Source organism: Stieleria tagensis (genome assembly GCF_024129865.1).
Taxonomy (GTDB): domain Bacteria; phylum Planctomycetota; class Planctomycetia; order Pirellulales; family Pirellulaceae; genus Stieleria; species Stieleria tagensis.
Genome location: NZ_JAMYFE010000036.1, coordinates 38811 through 57328, shown reverse-complemented (window position 1 = coordinate 57328; position 18518 = coordinate 38811). Strand labels below are relative to the sequence as shown.

The 18518-nt window shown below is 56.5% G+C and carries 12 protein-coding genes; 6 read left to right on the top strand and 6 right to left on the bottom strand.

Features of this window, described 5'->3' with window-relative positions:
- Positions 1-152: 152 nt before the first annotated feature.
- The 4 genes from NHH03_RS07850 to NHH03_RS07835 all read right to left on the bottom strand — a co-directional run bounded on the left by NHH03_RS07850 (position 153) and on the right by NHH03_RS07835 (position 7260).
- Complete coding sequence (locus NHH03_RS07850) at positions 153-1991, bottom strand: cation:proton antiporter (RefSeq protein ID WP_253155214.1); 1839 nt, start codon at positions 1989-1991, stop codon at positions 153-155.
- A 93-nt stretch (positions 1992-2084) separates the two neighbouring features.
- The gene (locus NHH03_RS07845; protein WP_253155213.1) at positions 2085-3326 is read right to left on the bottom strand and encodes a RimK family alpha-L-glutamate ligase; all 1242 of its coding nucleotides are present in this window, start codon (positions 3324-3326) and stop codon (positions 2085-2087) included.
- Complete coding sequence (locus NHH03_RS07840; RefSeq protein ID WP_253155212.1) at positions 3323-3799, bottom strand: ATP-dependent zinc protease family protein; 477 nt, start codon at positions 3797-3799, stop codon at positions 3323-3325. The genes NHH03_RS07845 and NHH03_RS07840 overlap by 4 nt, the downstream gene beginning before the upstream one ends.
- Positions 3796-7260 carry a mechanosensitive ion channel domain-containing protein gene (locus tag NHH03_RS07835; protein ID WP_253155211.1) on the bottom strand — a complete coding sequence of 1155 codons (3465 nt, stop codon included), beginning with the start codon at positions 7258-7260 and terminating at the stop codon, positions 3796-3798. The genes NHH03_RS07840 and NHH03_RS07835 overlap by 4 nt, the downstream gene beginning before the upstream one ends.
- Positions 7261-7571: 311 nt before the next feature.
- Between NHH03_RS07835 and NHH03_RS07830 the strand changes: the two genes are divergently transcribed.
- The 6 genes from NHH03_RS07830 (at position 7572) to NHH03_RS07805 (ending at position 14504) form a co-directional block, all read left to right on the top strand.
- Entirely contained in the window at positions 7572-8105 is a 534-nt protein-coding gene (locus NHH03_RS07830) for a hypothetical protein (protein ID WP_253155210.1), read from the top strand.
- A gap of 88 nt (positions 8106-8193) precedes the next feature.
- A complete protein-coding gene (locus NHH03_RS07825) occupies positions 8194-9690 on the top strand; it encodes an efflux RND transporter periplasmic adaptor subunit (protein ID WP_253155209.1) in 1497 nt (498 codons plus the stop codon).
- A gap of 58 nt (positions 9691-9748) precedes the next feature.
- Entirely contained in the window at positions 9749-13093 is a 3345-nt protein-coding gene (locus NHH03_RS07820) for an efflux RND transporter permease subunit (RefSeq protein WP_253155208.1), read from the top strand.
- A 57-nt stretch (positions 13094-13150) separates the two neighbouring features.
- Positions 13151-13495, top strand: coding sequence for a hypothetical protein (locus tag NHH03_RS07815; protein ID WP_253155207.1), 345 nt, complete (start codon positions 13151-13153; stop codon positions 13493-13495).
- 80 nt (positions 13496-13575) lie between these two features.
- Positions 13576-14109, top strand: a complete 534-nt coding sequence (locus NHH03_RS07810; RefSeq protein WP_253155206.1) for a hypothetical protein — start codon at positions 13576-13578, stop codon at positions 14107-14109.
- Positions 14110-14324: 215 nt separating this feature from the next.
- Positions 14325-14504: a hypothetical protein gene (locus NHH03_RS07805; protein WP_253155205.1), complete on the top strand. Its 180-nt coding sequence runs from the start codon at positions 14325-14327 to the stop codon at positions 14502-14504.
- Between the two features lie 6 nt (positions 14505-14510).
- On the opposite strand, the gene NHH03_RS07800 is transcribed toward NHH03_RS07805, so the two are convergent.
- Complete coding sequence (locus NHH03_RS07800; protein ID WP_253155204.1) at positions 14511-15539, bottom strand: polysaccharide biosynthesis/export family protein; 1029 nt, start codon at positions 15537-15539, stop codon at positions 14511-14513.
- A 74-nt stretch (positions 15540-15613) separates the two neighbouring features.
- A complete protein-coding gene (locus NHH03_RS07795; RefSeq protein ID WP_253155203.1) occupies positions 15614-18508 on the bottom strand; it encodes an AsmA-like C-terminal region-containing protein in 2895 nt (964 codons plus the stop codon).
- Between the last annotated feature and the right edge of the window lie 10 nt (positions 18509-18518).

Sequence of the window (18518 nt, the reverse complement as noted above, 5' to 3'; positions counted from 1 at the left end):
CGACCATGACAGTGCTTTTTTCGTCCATTGCGCTCACAGGACCTGACCCTCGGCTAGGTTGTCCAGCGCCGTTGGCGTAAAGAGACCGCAATCAGAGTCAAAATCTTCGCCACGCGGTTTTCGATTGGCCCGTGGCGGGCTGGATGCGTGGGCTACGAATGTGCCGGCGGATGTTCGGGATCGGCTTCCGGGCCGACCAGTGCGATCACTGTTTCGCCGGCCTCTAATTCGAATGGCTCGTCGACGGTGATGATGTTCAAGAAGGACTTGCCTTCAATGACTGCCAGCACATGGTGGTCCGGATAAAGTCGCTGGAAATCTTCGTAGCCGAAGGTGTCGCTGATGGCCGTCGATTTGAATTCGTACCCGTCGTCGATCAGCCGCCGAATTTGAGAATGAGTCAACTCTTTTTCAAACAATTCGCGGCCCATCAAATTGCGAGTCATTCCTCGACGGCTTTCTGAATTGAACGTCAGCTGATACGTGTTCGCCCGTCCGAACATCGAACGGCACTCGCGGACCGCCAGACTATTGACTTCGTCGTTGGACGTCATCGCCAGCATGTGTCCCACGCCGGTCAGCGGCAATTCTTCGCGGGCATGTTCGTTCATCATGTTGGCGCACACCGCGTCCAACCCTTGCATTTTTGCTTGTGTGATCTTGCGATAGTTGGTGTCGATCAACACCACCGGGCAGCCCGCCTTTTTCAGTTCGATCCCGAATTGCACCACCCATGGGTCGGCCCCGGTGATTAACACCCCGTTGCGGTTCGGATCTGACAGTCCCAGCCAGTTTGCAATCGGCGACGCCAGCAATCCATAGATCGTGACCGTGCCGATGATGACCAGAAAGGTGATCACCGCCAGTTGATCCGCGCCGACCATCCCTGGACCGGCGGTTTGTTCGATCCGCAATGCAAAAATGCTGCTCACTGCGGCGGCAACAATTCCGCGAGGTGCCAACGCGGCGATAAAGGTTTGTTCTTTGAAACTCATGCCGCTGCCGATCAAGGCGACAAACACTGAGACCGGCCGGACCAACAGAACCAACAGCGCGACAAACAGTGGACCCGCCCAGCCGACCTGTTGCAGCAGTTCCAAATCGACCCGCGAGCCGAGCACAATGAACAGGCATCCGATCAGCAATGTTCGCAGATGCTCTTGGAACTCGATGATGTGTTCAATGTCAAATCCGTGTTGATTTGTCAGCCATAGCCCTAAGATGGTCACGGTGATCAACCCCGATTCATGGGCAAAATGATCACTGATGGCAAACAACAGCAGCGCGACTGCGAGTGCGGCAACACCGTGCAGGTGGTCGGGAATCAAGTAGCGTCGCAAACCGGTCACCAGCAAAATTCCGCCGCCCAGGCCGAACAGACCGCCCACCGCGATGGTTTTTGCCAACAGGAAGAAACCGTCGGTCAGGTTGACGTCGCCGCCACGCAGCAACAGGATTTCGAATACCAGCACCGCCAGCACGGCACCGACCGGATCGATCACGATCCCTTCCCATTTCAATGTGTTCGCCACGCGGCGACTCGGCTGGACCTGGCGCAGCAGTGGCCCGATCACCGTCGGGCCCGTGACGACCAAAATCGCACCCAGTAGCGCGCACAACCGCCAACCGAATCCGAAACACAGGTGCGCCAGAACCGTTGTGATCACCGCGGTGACCAGTGCTCCGATCGTACACAAGCGGAATGCCGGCACGCCGGCTTCGCGGAGGTCGCTTAATTTCAGCGACAACCCGCCTTCGAACATGATCACCGCGACGGCCAGCGAGACGATCGGGAACAGGAATCGAGGACCGGTGGTGGTGCGATCACCGTCTAGCAATTCGGCCAACAAATCGTCGGGACGAATGAATTGCCCCAACACTACGCCGATCAACAACAGCAACAAAATGCCCGGCAATCGGGTCCGCCACGCAATCCACTGTGCGGACACGGCGAGTGCCGGAATCAACGATAGGTAGAGCAGAAAGTCCATGGAAGCCTTTGCGTACAAACGTGCCGATCAGCATCAAACACGTTTTTAGCAGGTTCCGCCCCGCCCGCTAGTTGGTGCCGTGGTCAACGACCTCTAATGCGACGTTTTTAGTTCCATGTTTTCATCGAGATGATCGTGGACCTGGTTGGCCACCGGCAGTTCGGGCAACTCCTGAACCGCGGGACGCCGTCGCTTGCGAACTTTGCGCGGAACCAGATGTCGCAAGGTTTCCAATTTCCCAAAACACAGCAAACGATCGCCGGCTTGCAAGACGCGTTCGCTGCGAGGGTTGGGGATCACCGACGAGTCGCGGTACAGGGTCAGCACGTTGACGCTTTTATCCATCAGCCCCGATTCGGAAATCGATTTGCCCACCAAATCGGCGCCCTCCGGGATGCTGATTTCGCTCACGCCATAACCACGGCTGACGGTCAGTCGTTGGCGAAGGTCCATTTCGGGGAAATCCACGTGTGCGGCGATATGGTCAATGATTGCGCCGGCGATGTCCAATTGGGTGCAGCGTTCGATGCCTTCCAAGCCGGGCGACGAATTGATCTCCATGATCTGAGGCCCATCTTTGCCTTCGAGCATGTCGACGCCGGCGACCCGCAGTCCCATGATCTGCGTCGCTCGCAACGCCGTGTTTCGATATTCTTCCGAGAGATCCACCACTTCGGTCATCCCGCCACGATGAACGTTGCTGCGGAACTCTTGACCCTGGGCGACACGACGCATGGCAGCGATCACTTGGTCCCCGACGACAAAGGCGCGGATGTCGCGGCCTTTGCTTTCGGCCACAAATTTTTGGATCAACACGTTCTGGTTTTGGCTCTGCAATAGCTCCACGATCGCTTCGGCCGACTTGATCGTTTCGGCCAGCAACACGCCGATCCCCTGTGTTCCCTCGAGAAGCTTGATGATCACCGGTGCGCCGCCGACGCGTTCGATCGCGGGAAGGACATCGCGTTTGTTGCGGACGAATGTCGTTCGTGGGATCCCGATCTGATGCCGGCTTAGAATCTGTAGGCTGCGAAGCTTGTCGCGAGAATTGGCGATGCCGCCAGATGAATTCGTCGAAAAGACGCTCATCTGTTCGAACTGGCGGACCACCGCTGTGCCGTAATAGGTGATCGATGCGCCGATGCGTGGCAGCACCGCGTCGTAGTCACTTAGCTGTTTGCGGCGGAAGTACAGATCGGGAGCTCCCTGCTCCAAATCAATGGCGAACTTCAGGGTGTCCAGCACCTTGATCTTGTGGCCACGTTGCTCCCCGGCCTCGCGTAAACGGCGTGTGCTGTAACAGCGAGGGCTGCAGGAGAGGATTCCTAACTTCATTGCTTATGTTTCCGTTTCCGGGGGACGCCACCTAAATACGATTTGCCGGGATCAATAAAGAATCGGCGTCGAAATGCTTCGCGCCCCAACAACATCCGAAATCCCATTTGGTTTCGGTCGGCCAGGGTCAATTCGATGTCAAACACATGCCCTAGCATCTGCAACGAGGTTTTTATGACGGGGCGGATCTGTGATTCGCCACTGGAACTGCGGACCGAACGGTTGTCAAAGACCTTGGCTTTGGCTTCGATCACACGTTTTTCTTTGCGTTGAACGGGCAACACCTTGAACCGCACCCATTCGTGCCCGTGATGCTGAAAGGGTTCAATGTCAAAGGCATGTAGCGACGACGATCGGGCACCGGTATCGATTTTGGCCTTGATATGCTTGATTCCCAATTCGGGCAATGCGACCCATTCGCGCCAGCCGATTATTGGAAATTGATCTTGTTTGTATATCACTGCAGCACTCACCTTTCGAATTCTGATTGCATTTGGTCGCTAGGAGATTCTTGGTGGGTCGATTCAAAGAACCGAACCATCTCCGGCGGATAACTGCGCAAATGCAGATCGCGTTGGGGAAATGAAATTTCGATGTCGGCTTGGCGAAATTTCTTGTCAATGGCCATGTGCAGGTCATGTGAGACATGCAATCGTCTTTCGAATGTCTTGATGAACACACGTAAGACAAAATCAAGGCAACTGTCACCAAATCCTTCAAAAGTCGCAAGGATTGGCGGGTTCGAGAGTACCTCGGGATGTTCTTTGGCGGCTTCCAAAAGTAATGCCCTGGCCTTGACCGTGTCACTGCCGTAGGCGACGCCCACCGGCACCGTCAGCCGAATGATTTCGTCGCTGCGGGTCCAGTTGAGTACCTGGCCGGTAATGAATTCTTTGTTCGGGACGATGTAGTCTTTGCGGTCCCAGTCGGTGATCGTTGTCGCTCGAATGCGAATTTTCGAGACGATTCCGGTCACCCCTTCAATTTCGACGACGTCACCGACGCGGACGGGTTGTTCAAACAGGATGATGATTCCAGCCACGAAATTGGCAAACATCTCTTGCAGACCAAATGCTAACCCGAACGTCAATGCAGTCGCCATCCATTGAATCTGGTTCCAGTGTAGTCCGACTCGATTTCCCGCGGCGACCAGCCCCACCAAGACGATTGCATAACTGACCAAGGTGGTGACGGCGTAGCGCACACTGCGGTCGAGCGGCAGTCGGCGCAGCACGGCGAATTCGAGCAACCCGGGTAAATTCTTGGCCGCCGCAAAGGCGATCGACAACACGAGGATCGCCACTGCCACCTCTGCAATCGTAACCGGGTCAATCGATTCGCGTGACTGGGCCACCGGGTCGCCATTTTCGTTGGTCACCAATTCCGTGACCACTTGGGTGCTATTCCACAGCGGCCAGCGTTCAAAGAAACCGAGCGCCGGCACCACATCGCTCCATACCACCCACAATCCGATCAATGCAAACGCCACCATCGCCGTCCAAAACAGGCTGCGGGATTGTTGCATTTGGTCCTGTAGGTCTTCGGCGCTTTCATCGGTCAGCGTCAACGGCAATTCCGCGTCGCCGGATTCACCTTGGCTGGCACGTTGTTGGCGAAGTTGATCCAACCGCAACCGGCGGCGATGCACCAGCGACCAGCGGATCACCATCGAAACGGCAACCCCGATCACAAACAGCAACGCGACCGACTGAAAGAAACGCCAACCGAGTTGTTGACCGGTGAAGTAATATCCGATGAACGTCAACACGCCCAACGCGATCGGAATCGCCAAGACGGCCGGGTACCAGATCGACGACAGACGGTTGGCCCAGCCGTCGGGGTGATTAGCCAGAAAGTAGGCCGGCACGCCACGGCGTGGATGCACCGTGCGAACCAGGAACAGGCACAAAACGGCCAGTGCCGTCAGCGTGAAGTAGCGTTCCAAGACGTCGTTGCCATAACCCAATCCGCCGGCCGACAAAAAATTGGCAGCCGTCACCAACGGCACAGCGATGTACAACAGCAGTCGCAGGTTGCGGCGGATTTTGATGATCGCACTCGAGTGCCAACCGAAATGGCATTCGGCCAAGCCCTTGTTGCGACACACGTGCCGGACGAGTTCCAGCAACGCATAGGTCGATGCAAACGTTTTGCAGGCCAACGCCAGCGCGGTCAGCGTGCGGTCATCACTGGCCATCGTCGAGAACCGATTGCCCAAAAACCAAAATAACAGCGGCACCGGCGCCGAGGCGGCAACGGTCAAAAAGAACGCCTGGAACGTCGGATAAAAGCGGACGAAACTGGAATTGGAGGCCTGTTGCCCGATCGTTGCGATCTGTTCGCGCGTTCGGTAGCGGGAAGCCACCAATAGCACCAACGCCAGGGTCGCAAGAAACCATGACATTGGATGACGTGTGACATCCAACAGGATCCGGCTGCCCACGTCTTTCCAAGCCGATCGCAACGTGAACCACCACTCGCTTTTGGACGGCACAAATTGCGACGTCAGCGGTTTGGTGCTGCGTGTCCACAGTACGTTTTCGTTGATATAGCGTCGTGAACGCTCCACCAATTGAATGATTTCTTCTTCGGTATTGGTCAGCTCGAACAGCGTGTTGAAATAGCGTGTTTGACTGCGAATGGCCGGATCTAGGAATTCCGTGCGTTGCTGTTGAAGCAACTCGCGAGCTTCCTGTTCCAACAGATCACGTTCATCGTGCGCGATCGGGACCACCGAATTTCGCAGCAACGCATCGACCGCCAACGGCATCGATTCGTTGCGGCGGTCGGTCATGTCCATCAAGTCATAGTTGGCATTGTTGATGGTTTCGGTGCGCTCGCGAATGTCAAACCGATACGCGCTCACATTCGGTAGGCTCTGTTTCAGATTGCGCAGCATCGCGCCCACCGCATCGGTCAGCCCGATGTCTTTGACCCGGTTTTCAGCGTCATCAAAGGATTCGGCTAGACGATCCAGTTGCAACGTGCGCTGATTGAGCTTGGCTTCCTGGCGTTCAATCTCGATCGCTAGTTCCTGGGTCAAGCTCGCGAAACCTTGGTTCTCCAGACCGATCGACTTGAGTGCCGGGTGCAGTTCGTCGACTTGTTGCTCTGCTTTGCGAACACGTTCTGCCGCATCGGTGGAGCGTTTGACATCGATCGCTGATTTCAGTTGCTGAAGCTGTTTGTCATAGAGCTCTAATTCACGCGCCAAGCGGTCACGCCGCAGTTGAGGCAAATTCGCTGCAACTTCTGCGTCCAACAGTGCTTGCTCATTTTGCAGCGCCGTGATCTGAGCTTTTAGCAATGCCGACGAATTTTTCAGTTCAGCGACCATTGCTTCCGATGCCAGCGAACCATCGCCCGCCGTCGCAGCGGCAGCGGCCTGTGCTTCACGCTCATCAAGCGCGCTATTCAACTTGGGGATTTCTGATTCGATTTCCGCGCGACGCTGGGTGGCGCGAGTGATCGCCGATTCGGCGTCGCTGACCGCTTGTTTGGTCGACGCCCGTTCGGCACTCAACGCCGCCAATTTGGTTTCCAGTTCCGCCAACGTGCCTTGGAAGGTCTGCGCTGATTCTTGGGAACGCAGTTCGGACAGCTTGGTTTTCAGTTCTTCGGTCCGCTGCGAGACCGTTTCAAAGGCGGCCTTGTCATTGTCGCTGGCGCGGATCAATGCCCGCAGGTCTTTTTGATGTTTGGCCGTGTTGGCGATCGATTGCAGAATCGGCGCCTTTTCTTCCTCGCTCAACTGGGAGGCTTCGACACGGCTGCGCAGCCCATCGAGTTGCTCGTCGATCGCATCCGGCGCAGACGCATCGATGCCGGCGGTGGTCGACCCCGTCGGGGGCGTTCTGTCGGCCGGCGGGGTGGTGTTGGCGGCAGTGGGGTTTGATTGCCCCCGGGTACCCAGCGATTGGGTCGGAAACGGCATCCCGGCGTTTTGTCCACCAGCAATTTGCAGTGGCAGAGACAAGAATCCGAACCACAACGCGAGTCGAAAAAAGAACATATTCCAAGCGAGTTTTAGACAAGTGGGGCAGCGAGCCAGACACGCAATGTAACGTCGCCAGTCAATCTTGCGAGATGATCCCAGCTGCTTTTCGATCCGCAGAATTGATAGCACAAAGAATCTGTTGAAACTTGCGCATTCTGCTGACGCTGATCTGGTCTGTGTCCCTGTTTCGGCCGATAATTCCCCCTGTGACCCCTTTGGAGCCTGTTGTTGTGTCCCAAGTCTGTCGAGTGACGACTGTTTTCGCGCTGCTGATCCACTCGATTCTCGGGTGTTCGCTGCATCATGCCTGTGGCTGTGATGCACGTGGGGCACCGATGACGCAATCCTCCGCGGCATGTGATCACTTGCAAACGGTCGCTGCGGTACATTCGCCAAGTGTCCAGCACCCGTGCTGTCATCACCACGACGACGATTCCGATCGCGGCTTGTCGAACCAAAATCTGCAGCAAAACTCACACTCGGTTCAGCACGAGCGAGAGAGTGCCGCAGCGGAATTGAGTGTGGCCTGCGGTTGCTGCGAGCAAACGCCCTGTGACGGCAACGATCCAGGCTGTCATACCAGTGTCGGTTGCAGTTTTGTTTCGTCCAATGACGTCAACTTTCTTGCCGACACGCCGACGGTCGCATTTGTCATCGATTGCGGCGCGGCGGACTGTGGGGGGCGTGCTGGCGTTGTTCCCCATCGAGACGCCCGCCAGCATTGCTTGGGGGCCGACAGCTCGCTTTCTCATTGTGCCTTGCTGTGCACCTGGTTGATCTGAGCAACCGGAGACAATCCGTCCGGCAGTCTTGCTGGTTTCGGTTTTGATTCGGTCCGACTCGATCCCTTGAATTCCCCGTTGACGCACCATGTCCACGAAACATACGTGGGGGGCGCCGCTGCGCGCATCCGCACTGACTCTGCTAGCGATTGTTGCCGCAATCATCCTCGGCGGAATCGCCTTCACCGAACTTCCCCAGCGACTGGGCATTGTCGCAAGTGCTGATACCGATTCGCAAACCGCGCCGGATGACGCTGGCGAAACGGATCCCCATGCCGGTCACGATCACTCCGGTCATGATTCCGGCCAGTCGATCGAACTCAGTCCACAGGCCCGGGCCAACATGCGCTTGCAGACACAGACGGTGTCTGCCGGTGTTTACACGCGCTACGTCGAAGTTCCTGGCGTCGTCACCCCGTGGCCGGGCAAGACGCACATCGCGATCACATCGCCGCTGACCGGTGTGATCAATGCGATCAACATCTCGCGCGGCGAAATGATTCGCAGTGGGACGCAGTTGTTTGCGTTGCGATTGACCCACCAGGACTTGGTCAACACACAGGAAACATTTCTATCAGAATTGGGGCGATTGGATGTCGAGAAACGGGAGATCGAACGACTGACCATGGTGTCCAACACCGGGGCAATCGCGGGGAACAAACGCTTGGAACGAGAGTACGAACGCGACAAGCTGTTGGCCGGGATTCGGGCGGCACGCCAATCGATGTTGTTGCACGGATTGACCGAAGACCAGATCAACAAGATTGAACAAACGCGAACGCTGATTCGCGAAGTCATCGTGACGGCACCGTTGGTGCATGCCGACAATTCGTTGCACCACGAATCATTGGGTGCGGCCAACGATCGGATGGCCGAAGTACCTCACATCCAATTTGCCGCCATGCAGCCGCCGGTGGTCCAGGACCATACACACATCGATGCGGAATTCCTGGTGACAGAATTGGATGTCCGCCGCGGTCAATCGGTAGCGGCCGGACAGCAGATCGCCCAGCTGTCGGACTACAGTCAATTGTTGATCGAAGGCCATGCGTTTCAACGCGATTCGGATCTGCTCCGCAGTGCGGCTGAAACCAAGGCGGAATTGCAGGCCGTGATCGAGCATTCGAACAATCGTATTGAAACGATTAGCGGATTGCGAGTGATCTATATCGGCAATGAAATCGGACGCGACTCGCGGTCGTTGCCGTTTTACGTGGGGTTGGACAATGAACCGGAACGGAGCGAACAGCGGGGCGGAAAACAGTACGTCAGTTGGCGCTACAAACCGGGCCAGCGTCTGACCGTTCGTTTGCCGATCGCACAGATCGACAATGCGATTGTCGTTCCCAAAAACGCAGTGGCCGAGGAGGGTCCCGAACGATACTTGTTTGTCGAAAACGGCGACCATTTTGACCGAGTTCCCGTGCAAGTTTTGGCGCGCGACTCGGTGAACGTCGCGATTAAAAATGACGGCCAAGTTTGGCCCGGCCAGACCATTGCGGTCACCGGTGCGCACCAGTTGCAGATGGCATTGAAGAACAAATCCGGCGGGGCGATTGATCCCCACGCCGGTCACAACCACTAACCCGATTCGGGTTGGCTGTTCTTGTTCATTCATTTTTCCACCGCTGCCGTTGCCAATCATGCTAGACAAAATCATTTCGTTTTCGCTGCACAACCGCATGCTTGTCTTGGCGACCGCCTTGATCATGCTGGCGGTCGGTGCCTGGCAGACCGTGCATCTGCCGATCGATGTCTTTCCGAATTTGAATCGGCCGCGCGTGGTGGTGATCACCGAAGCGCCCGGGATGGCGCCCGAGGAAGTCGAGGCACTGATCACGTTTCCGCTGGAAACCGCGTTCAACGGCGCCAGCGGAGTGATCGATGTCCGCAGTAGTAGCGGGATCGGGATCTCGGTGATTTTCGTTGAATTCGATTGGAACACCGATATCTACAACGACCGGCAGGTGGTCAACGAACGCCTGCAACTGGCCGCCGAACAACTGCCCGACGGCATTAAACCGACACTGGCGCCGATTTCGTCGGTGATGGGCCAGATTTTGATGTATGGGATGTGGAGCCAGGATGAAAAAACGCCACCAATGGAAGTCCGTACGTTGGCTGATTGGGTTGTCCGCCAACGACTGTTGACGATTCCCGGCGTGTCGCAAGTGTTCACGATCGGCGGCGGGCGAATGCAGTACCAGGTGTTGGTCGATCCGGATTCGCTACGCACGTTCGGATTGACGATGGACCAGGTCCACGCCGCGGTATCACGCTCGAACCTGAATGCTACCGGCGGCTATTTGGACGATCGCGGTGCGAATGAATTACTGGTGCGGGGATTGGGGCGTGTCAGCAGTGTGCAGGATCTGGAAAAGCTTGTGCTGGTCATGCGAGACGATCGCGCGATTACGCTGTCGGATGTTGCCAAGGTAGTCCAGGCACCCCAGGTCAAACGGGGTGATGCATCGGCATTTATTCGCGACGAACATGGTGACGTACAAGGCGGCGACGCGGTGGTGCTGACTGTCAATAAACAGCCTGGTAGCGACACTCGCCAAGTCGATGAAGCGATCAAGAAAGCTTTGGCAGAATTGAAGGTCGCATTGCCAGACGACATCCAGATTGCCAACGTCTATTCACAACGCTCGTTCATCGACCGGGCGATCGACAACGTGGTCGAAGCACTGGCCGATGGCGGCGTGTTGGTTCTGGTGATTCTGTTTTTGTTTCTGTTGAATTTTCGCACCACTTTCATCACGCTGACTGCGATTCCGTTGTCGATCATCGCGACGGCCTGTGTGTTTGCCGCATTCGGTTTGTCGATCAACACGATGACGCTGGGGGGAATCGCCGTTGCCATTGGCGAATTGGTCGATGACGCAATCGTCGATGTCGAAAATATCTATCGCCGTTTACGTGAGAACCGGGCATCCGATTCACCACGTCCGGTATTAAAGGTTGTCTTGGACGCAAGCACGGAAGTTCGCAGTTCGATCGTGTTCGGAACTGCCATCGTGGTGCTTGTGTTTATTCCACTGTTTGCCCTCGAGGGAATGGAGGGCAAACTGTTCGTCCCACTGGCGATGGGCTATGTCGTTTCGTTGATCGCGTCGCTGATCGTTTCATTGACGGTCACCCCGGCGCTGTCGTCCTTGCTATTGGTGGGCAAACGGGCTTGGCAAATCGTATTGCCGGTGCTGGCCTTCGGTATTTCTTTGTTGCTGTTCTACTGGGTTGTGCCCCGTGTGTTGGATCTGCTGCACCTGCCGCCATCGATTCCGGGACGGCCGATTTGGTGGGCGATCGCCGCGACGCCGCTGGTCTGGTTGGGGCTGCAAATGATTGAAACGATGCTTGGCGGGGAAGCGGCCGAAGAGGGTCGATTGCTCGAAGGGCTAAAAGGAATCGCAGGGTTTGCGATCCAATCGAGCACTCGATTGCCTGGCCCCGTATTGGGTGTGGCGGCGGTGTTGGTGGCTTTCGCAGGCCTCGCGTTGATCTCGCTGGATCGTGACTTTCTGCCACCATTTAACGAAGGCAGTGTGCAGGTCAACGCTTTGTTGGAACCGGGCACATCGCTGGCGACCAGCAATCAAATTGGCAATTCCATTGAACGGCGATTGCTGGAAATCAAGGATGTTAAAACCATCGTTCGGCGCACGGGAAGGGCAGAGCTCGATGAACATGCCGAGGGTGTCAACGTCAGTGAGCTGGTGTTGGAAATTGATGAGGGCGCCGATCGTGAAACGACAATCGATGAAATTCGACACGTCATGGATGATATCCCCGGTGTCGTGTCCAGCACCGAACAACCGCTGGCCCACCTGATCAGTCACATGATCTCCGGCGTCAAAGCTCAAATCGGAATCAAACTGTATGGGGATGATTTGGACGTGTTGCGGAAAACGGCCGAGCAGATGAAGCAACGGATTGCCAATGTCCCAGGACTTGCCGATGTTCTGGTCGAACAACAAACCAACATCCCACAATTGCGAATCGAGCTCGATCGTGACGCCTTGGTGCGTTACGGTTTACAGCCGGCCGACGTCATGGAATTGGTCGAAACGGCGATGAACGGACAAGTTGTCAGTCAAGTCCTGATGGGGCAGCGCACGTTCGATCTGGTTTTGCGATTGGATGAAGCGTTTCGCGAAGACGAATCCAAATTGGAACGGTTGGCGATCACCTTGCCAGCCGGTGGAACCGTCCCTCTAGAAGCCGTTGCAAGGATCTATGAAAGCGGCGGTCCCAATACGATCAAACGCGAACAGGTTCGTCGGCGGATCGTGTTGCAGGCCAATGTTTCAGGCCGCGGCGTGGTCGATGTTGTCGGCGACATTAAATCCCGGCTGAGTGACCTGGAATTGCCGGCGGGCTATTTCTTGGAATACGGCGGCCAATTTGAAAGCCAACAATCGGCGACTCGGCGGTTGGCATTTCTATCGGGGCTGGCCCTGCTGGGGATGTTCCTGGTGCTGTACACCTTGTTCGGAAACGTCAATTTCTCGATCCAAGTGTTGGTCGCTCTGCCGACCGCCTTCATCGGTGCAGTCGCCGCGCTGGTGATCACCGATCAAAACCTTACCGTGGCCGCAATGGTCGGTTTCATTTCTTTGTGTGGCATCGCCAGCCGCAACGGAATCCTATTGCTGAACCACTACTTGCACTTGGTCCAGCACGAGGGCGAATCGTGGACGCGTGAAATGGTCAAACGCGCCGGCCAAGAACGCATGGCACCCGTGTTGATGACCGCGCTGACCAGCGGGATCGGGTTGTTGCCGTTGGCCATGGCCGCCGGTGAATCAGGAAAAGAAATTCTGTATCCCGTCGCGACGGTGATCGTTGGCGGACTTCTCACGAGCACACTGGCCGAATTTTTCGTTCGGCCGGCACTCTTCTGGACCATCGGCCGACGTGCCGGTCAACAGATTTTGCAGGACCGGGCGGCGCAAGACACTGCCGCATCCGACCCTAACCACTGAATTTTCGAGAGTGTTTCGAAATCAATCCTTTCCCAATCTCCCACGGAGGAAACTGTAATGTTAATTTCTAAAACGCTGTGCGCATTCGCATTGGTCGCGGCCGCCCTGGTCGTCGCAGCACCCGCGCAAGCCGCCGACCCGACTGTGATGGCATCGGAAATCGTCGAGTACCGATTGGTCAAATGGAAGACTGTACACGGTGAAGGCGACAAAGCGGAAAAGATGGTCGCGACGTTGAAAAAGCTTCGGTGCGAAGTCAAAGTCGGCTCGCATGGTGGACACACAGACATTAGCTACCGCTGTGCCAAATGGCAGAAGCTGGCATTGAAGGATCACGACGCGGCGCATCAATGGCAGGCTTGGCTCAAGAAGTATGGTTTCGAGACCAAGCACGCACATTAGGCGCGGATGATTCATCAGCCGTTGAATTGACAACACGTTGCTCGCTATCCCCTCACCCACTCTCTCTCTGAAACCATCCCATGAAAACGAAGTATCTATTTACCGCTGCCACCTGTCTGTCGGTCGTCTGCCTGTCGTTGGCGGGGTGTTCTAAATCCGATTCGTCGACAGAAACCGATTCTCACCATGACGACGTTGTGGTGATCGACGAAATGCCACCGATGTTGGACGATCACGCCCATCCCGAACACGGACCGCACGGGGGCGACCTGATCGAACTGGGCAAAGAGGACTTTCATGCCGAACTGGTGCACGGCGAACAAGGGATTACGATTTACGTGCTTGACGGAGCAGCCAAAACGGCGGTGGCCATTCCATCACCCTCCGTTGCGGTCAGCCTAAAGCACGACGGATCGGTCGAATCGTTCACGTTTGCAGCCGACCGGCAAGCGGAAGATCCGGCTGAGAATGCGTCGCGTTTCAGCTCCACCGATCCAAAATTGGTGCAATGGATCGATGCCGGAGCCGAGGGAAACCTGATGATTTCAATTGAGGGTAAATCTTACAACGGCAAACTTTCTCATGACCACGATCATGCCGGGCACGATCATTAATTGTAGATGATTGAATCAGGTTACTTCCCGCGGCTGACGCTGGCAGTGCATCAGCCGTTGAAGGCTCGTTCAGGGTTCCTTGCGATTCGCATGGCAACGTCCAACGCTGGAATCGAACTTGTTTCATTCGATGCGAGTGGTTTGGAACACAGGTTGCTCTGCCTGTGCGTCGCCTGATTTTTAATTGCTTCGCCCCTGAACAGACGAGAAGTGAAATGACGACGATTGAGCCACAAGATTCCGATAACGGAAGTGCGACGCCCCAGATCGTGATTTCGACGGTCCACGGAAACGCCATTTCCGTTTCCATGGACCAGCTGCCTGGTGCCGGTTCTGTGCGCACTCTGCCCGAGGGCAGCGCGGTGACATCGGATGCGGGCAAGCAGAGTCGTTAGCGAAAGCTATTTAAGCAGCATGCCAAAATCGAGTTCACCGTCGAGCGGGCCTTGCGGTTCGGGTAGCTGGCCGTTGGGTTGTGGCGAGCGCAGCTCGGATTCCGATGGTAGGTCGACGTCTTGGCCCGGCAGGGTTGATGGGCCATCTGCTGCTGGCTCATCGGTCGCTGTCTCATCGGCCGGTGGCGGCTCGATGGGTTCGATCGTTTGTTTGGATGATGGCATGAACAGCGATGCAAACGAGATGGCGCCGCGGGCGTCACGACATGCGACTTGTTTCTTGCAACATCGCTCACAGGTTTGGCCGCCGTGGCAAACCGCCATCAATTCTTCGTGCATCGATTGTCGGGCCACGAAGATGCGGTCGCCCGGCTGCAGATGGTAGTTGGTTGTCGTATCGCCCAATTGGGTGATCGCTCGATAGCAAACCGGCAACGTCACGCGACAGGAACAGGGTTGGGTCGGCCGAGCCAGCAATAGATCGCAGGCCGATGCACGCGTCGTCAGTCCGCCTGCTTCTAAGATCGCGTCCAACACCGTTTCGTGTCCGGACAGTGGGTAGGCACCCGGCGAGTTGACTTCGCCGATCACGTAATAGCGATGGATCGGCTGGATCATTCGCACGTTGACAGCGACAGATTCGTCGGATTGGTCGGCCAACGACTGTTGGATCGCCGCTTCGGCTTGCTCCAATGTCAAACTGGCCACCACCACACGGCCGTAGGCCCCTAAGTCGATCGTGCCATCGGCCATCACCTGCTGGTCCGCTGGCAGCCGAATGTCGGTGTCGTCGCTGACGGTTTCCAGTAACACTTCATCGCCAGGCTGCAAATAGTGGTCCGGCAGAACCTCTTTGGCCAGTTCACGCGGAACGTTGGGCATCCCGGGAGTGCTTGCTAGCACCGCCTTGGTGTCGTCGGTCATAATGTGCGCGACGGGGTACGATGAAAACCCCAATGCGCTACAACCGGCCAGGACGGGTAACAATACAAACGGAGCCAAACGCAACCAGCGATGTTTGATGTTGGTATTCATACCGCTTCAATCGGCATGACCAACCCATCGCGCGCGGCAGAAACAAAACTGCCGCTACAGATTCACTGCGCCGTTTAATTGTCAAACAGGATCGAATCGGCAAGGATCAGCCCGATGGCCTGCTGGCGAGCAAAACGGCGGGCGTTGGCTTGCACGGTTTCGGCGGTCAGCAGACGAAAAATCGGGTCACGCGTCGGTCCGGCCAATTCAAACACGATGGTTCGATCGCTGACCAATTGGTTGATTTGTCCGATCGGCGTCAAATCCAACAGAATCTGGGATCCGAGTTGTTCGATGAGTTGGGTTTGGCCTTCAAAATTACCTGTTGAAAGGATCGCGTTAAAATCCAACCGTTTGTCCCGAATGCCGACGCTGCCGACGGCCTCTACGGCGACACGCTTGGATGTCATCACCATTTGATCCACGATGACTTTGCCGCCCTTGATGCGTCCTTTCGCGTTGCCTTCCTCAAATCGGACACCGACCAATGCAGATGCACCCAGCAGAGATCCGGCCGCCGACAGGCCAGGAACTGCGGTGGCATCGGTTCCGCCCAGTCGCACCATGAATTCGCCATCCAAGTCGCGGACTCCACTGACGTGACGACCGCTTAGCCGGAAATCACCGGTCACGTCGCCACGGCCGATGGTGCTGGTGCCGACGTAGGTGCTAAGCAGGCTTTCAAAATCCACGTGGTTCATTCGCCAGTTGCTTTCCAGATGCAATCCGGATCGCCCGGCGCTGGCCGACGCGAAAGTCAAGTTGCCGTCGACCCGGCCCCGCGCGAGTTTCGAACTGATCGCAGAAAAATCCGCCCGCCACTGAAACGGTTGGACACCAACCGAAATCACATAGGGGCTGTGTGCGTCGCCAACGGGCAACCCAAATGTGGTCCCGTCGCGAACCGCAACTGCGCCCGTGATTCGGATGGTGTCCTTCAGCGAGTCGCCGGGCGCAGCGATCAAGGCGCGTGTGGAAACGATACCGCCGACCCAGCCCGATGCGTTTTTACTGATCGGCAATAACACTCGATCGCCTTTGGCGCGCACCAGTCGCGCAGTCATCGTTTTTTCGCCGTGGCCCAGTGACCAATGCCCGTCCATTTGCAATTGGCCTCCCGCATAGGTTCCCCGTACGGTTTTCAGAGCCAGATCGCTGCCAAACGACTTCAGTGACGCGCGCACCGACCTGGCGACCAAGACACCGTCGGCCGCCAAACCGAACAGGTGAATGTCCGCGTCGCTGACCAAGACGCCGTCGTCATCGAATCGAGGACGCAATTCCCCGTCGATCCGGCCTCCAAATCGCGAATGATCGACGTGTGCCAAACGCAACAGGTCTTGCAGTGAGAGTTGCGTGAATGAAAATTGATTCACTTGCAATTTCGCTGGGATGTCATTCCAGCGCGTCTGCGCATCGATTCCAGCGGTGGTTTGGATCGTCACTGTGCCACCAAACAACTTGCCGTCCAAGTTCGCGTCGAACTGATCGGGTGCGATGGCCAATTTCAGATCAGCGTTGCCGACCGGTTCGTCACCGACGCGGATGTTGGCCAGTGTGACATCGACGTTGCCACGGTGTTGGGCGGGTTGATCCAGTTTGTCGGCCGGCGCGGTCCAGTCAATCTTGCCGGACGTTTCCAAAGACAACGACGCCCGCGAAAACATCGATCCCTGCGCGGCCAGTGAGGACGGCAATCGGGCTCGCGGCGCAATCCCGGACCAATTGGCGATCAATCGGTGATTGTCGTCGGGGGATTTAGCCAACTGGCCTTCACCATCCAGTCTTCCGCCAAACAGTGATGCGTCGAGACGTTTGATCTTGAAGAACTGGTCGTTCGATTCGTAGTCGGCTTGCAGCGATTGCAGACGTATTCGCGGATCGAGCGCGGTAGTGGTGTTTCGGGGCCGGACAGAGAGTTGGTTGTTGGTCAATTGGACATCGTGTTCGAGCAGCCCCAAATGAACGCCGCCCATTTGAATTTCAGGTGACGCCACCGCGACTTGAACGTTCAGACGCCGATCTTTTTGGGGGCCGCCCAGCGATCCCACTGCAGTGCCCTGCAAGTCCAGTTTGCCGTCAAAGATCGCTTGGGGATGATTGAATCGCAGTGCCAGCAAGTCGCTGACCGGTAAATCGTTCGCTTGCAACTGTAAATCAAAGGAGGTCGAATCGGCCAGCGAAGCTGTGCCGCCGGCCTGCAAAAAGAACTCCGGGCGATCGGCCGAGGTGACTCGCAAACTGGGCAACGTGAGCGCCTGGTCCTGCAGTCGAAATGATTTGGCGGCAATGTCCAAAGCGATGCTGTCGCTACTTTTTAGACCGCTGGCATCCAGGTTGCCGGCGATCGTCCAGCGATCCGGTGAATTGATTTCATCGATCGAACCGGCCAATGCCACGTCCGCGGTCAATCCGCCGCGAACCGTCCCCGGATCCACACCGATCCCGAATCGCGCCAGCAGATCTGCAAACGGGCCGATCTCTAAATCGGTGGCGTTCAGGTCAGCTTGGAAGTCCCCTTTGGGCAACAACTGGGCGGACGCGGCGCCGACAAATTTTCCGCTCGCCGGTGCCGGTTTGCCGCTGTCGTCTATGTGCTCAATACAGTTCAGATCAGAGAGCACCAGTTTGCCGTCGTTAAACAGAACCTTGGCACGCAATGAATCGAATTTGATTTTGTCCGCACGCAGTTCGCGTATCGCAATCGATCCGTCAAACCGATAGGCGCGTCCGGTTCGCAGTGCGGTCAGTGGGACCGAGACGTCAAAATTAACAGTGGCACGTCCGGCGACGCCAATGGGTAGATCGATACCGATCAAACGCAACTTTCGCGTCAGGTCCTGTAGATTGATGTCATCGAACGACCATTTGGTCGTCCAATACCGGTATTTCGGCTGCGCATCTTGTCCACAGGCATGATTCGGCTGGATCGCTACCAGGCAAATCAGTGCAGCATATATTCGAATCATTGGGTTTGGA

Excerpts from the sequence above, each read along its gene's own strand:
- NHH03_RS07850 (WP_253155214.1), bottom strand. The coding sequence starts at position 1,991 with ATGGACTTTCTGCTCTACCTATCGTTGATTCCGGCACTCGCCGTGTCC.
- NHH03_RS07845 (WP_253155213.1), bottom strand. The coding sequence starts at position 3,326 with ATGAAGTTAGGAATCCTCTCCTGCAGCCCTCGCTGTTACAGCACACGC.
- NHH03_RS07835 (WP_253155211.1), bottom strand. The coding sequence starts at position 7,260 with ATGCCGTTTCCGACCCAATCGCTGGGTACCCGGGGGCAATCAAACCCC.
- NHH03_RS07825 (WP_253155209.1), top strand. The coding sequence starts at position 8,194 with ATGTCCACGAAACATACGTGGGGGGCGCCGCTGCGCGCATCCGCACTG.
- NHH03_RS07820 (WP_253155208.1), top strand. The coding sequence starts at position 9,749 with ATGCTAGACAAAATCATTTCGTTTTCGCTGCACAACCGCATGCTTGTC.
- NHH03_RS07815 (WP_253155207.1), top strand. The coding sequence starts at position 13,151 with ATGTTAATTTCTAAAACGCTGTGCGCATTCGCATTGGTCGCGGCCGCC.
- NHH03_RS07810 (WP_253155206.1), top strand. The coding sequence starts at position 13,576 with ATGAAAACGAAGTATCTATTTACCGCTGCCACCTGTCTGTCGGTCGTC.
- NHH03_RS07805 (WP_253155205.1), top strand. The coding sequence starts at position 14,325 with ATGACGACGATTGAGCCACAAGATTCCGATAACGGAAGTGCGACGCCC.
- NHH03_RS07800 (WP_253155204.1), bottom strand. The coding sequence starts at position 15,539 with ATGAATACCAACATCAAACATCGCTGGTTGCGTTTGGCTCCGTTTGTA.
- NHH03_RS07795 (WP_253155203.1), bottom strand. The coding sequence starts at position 18,508 with ATGATTCGAATATATGCTGCACTGATTTGCCTGGTAGCGATCCAGCCG.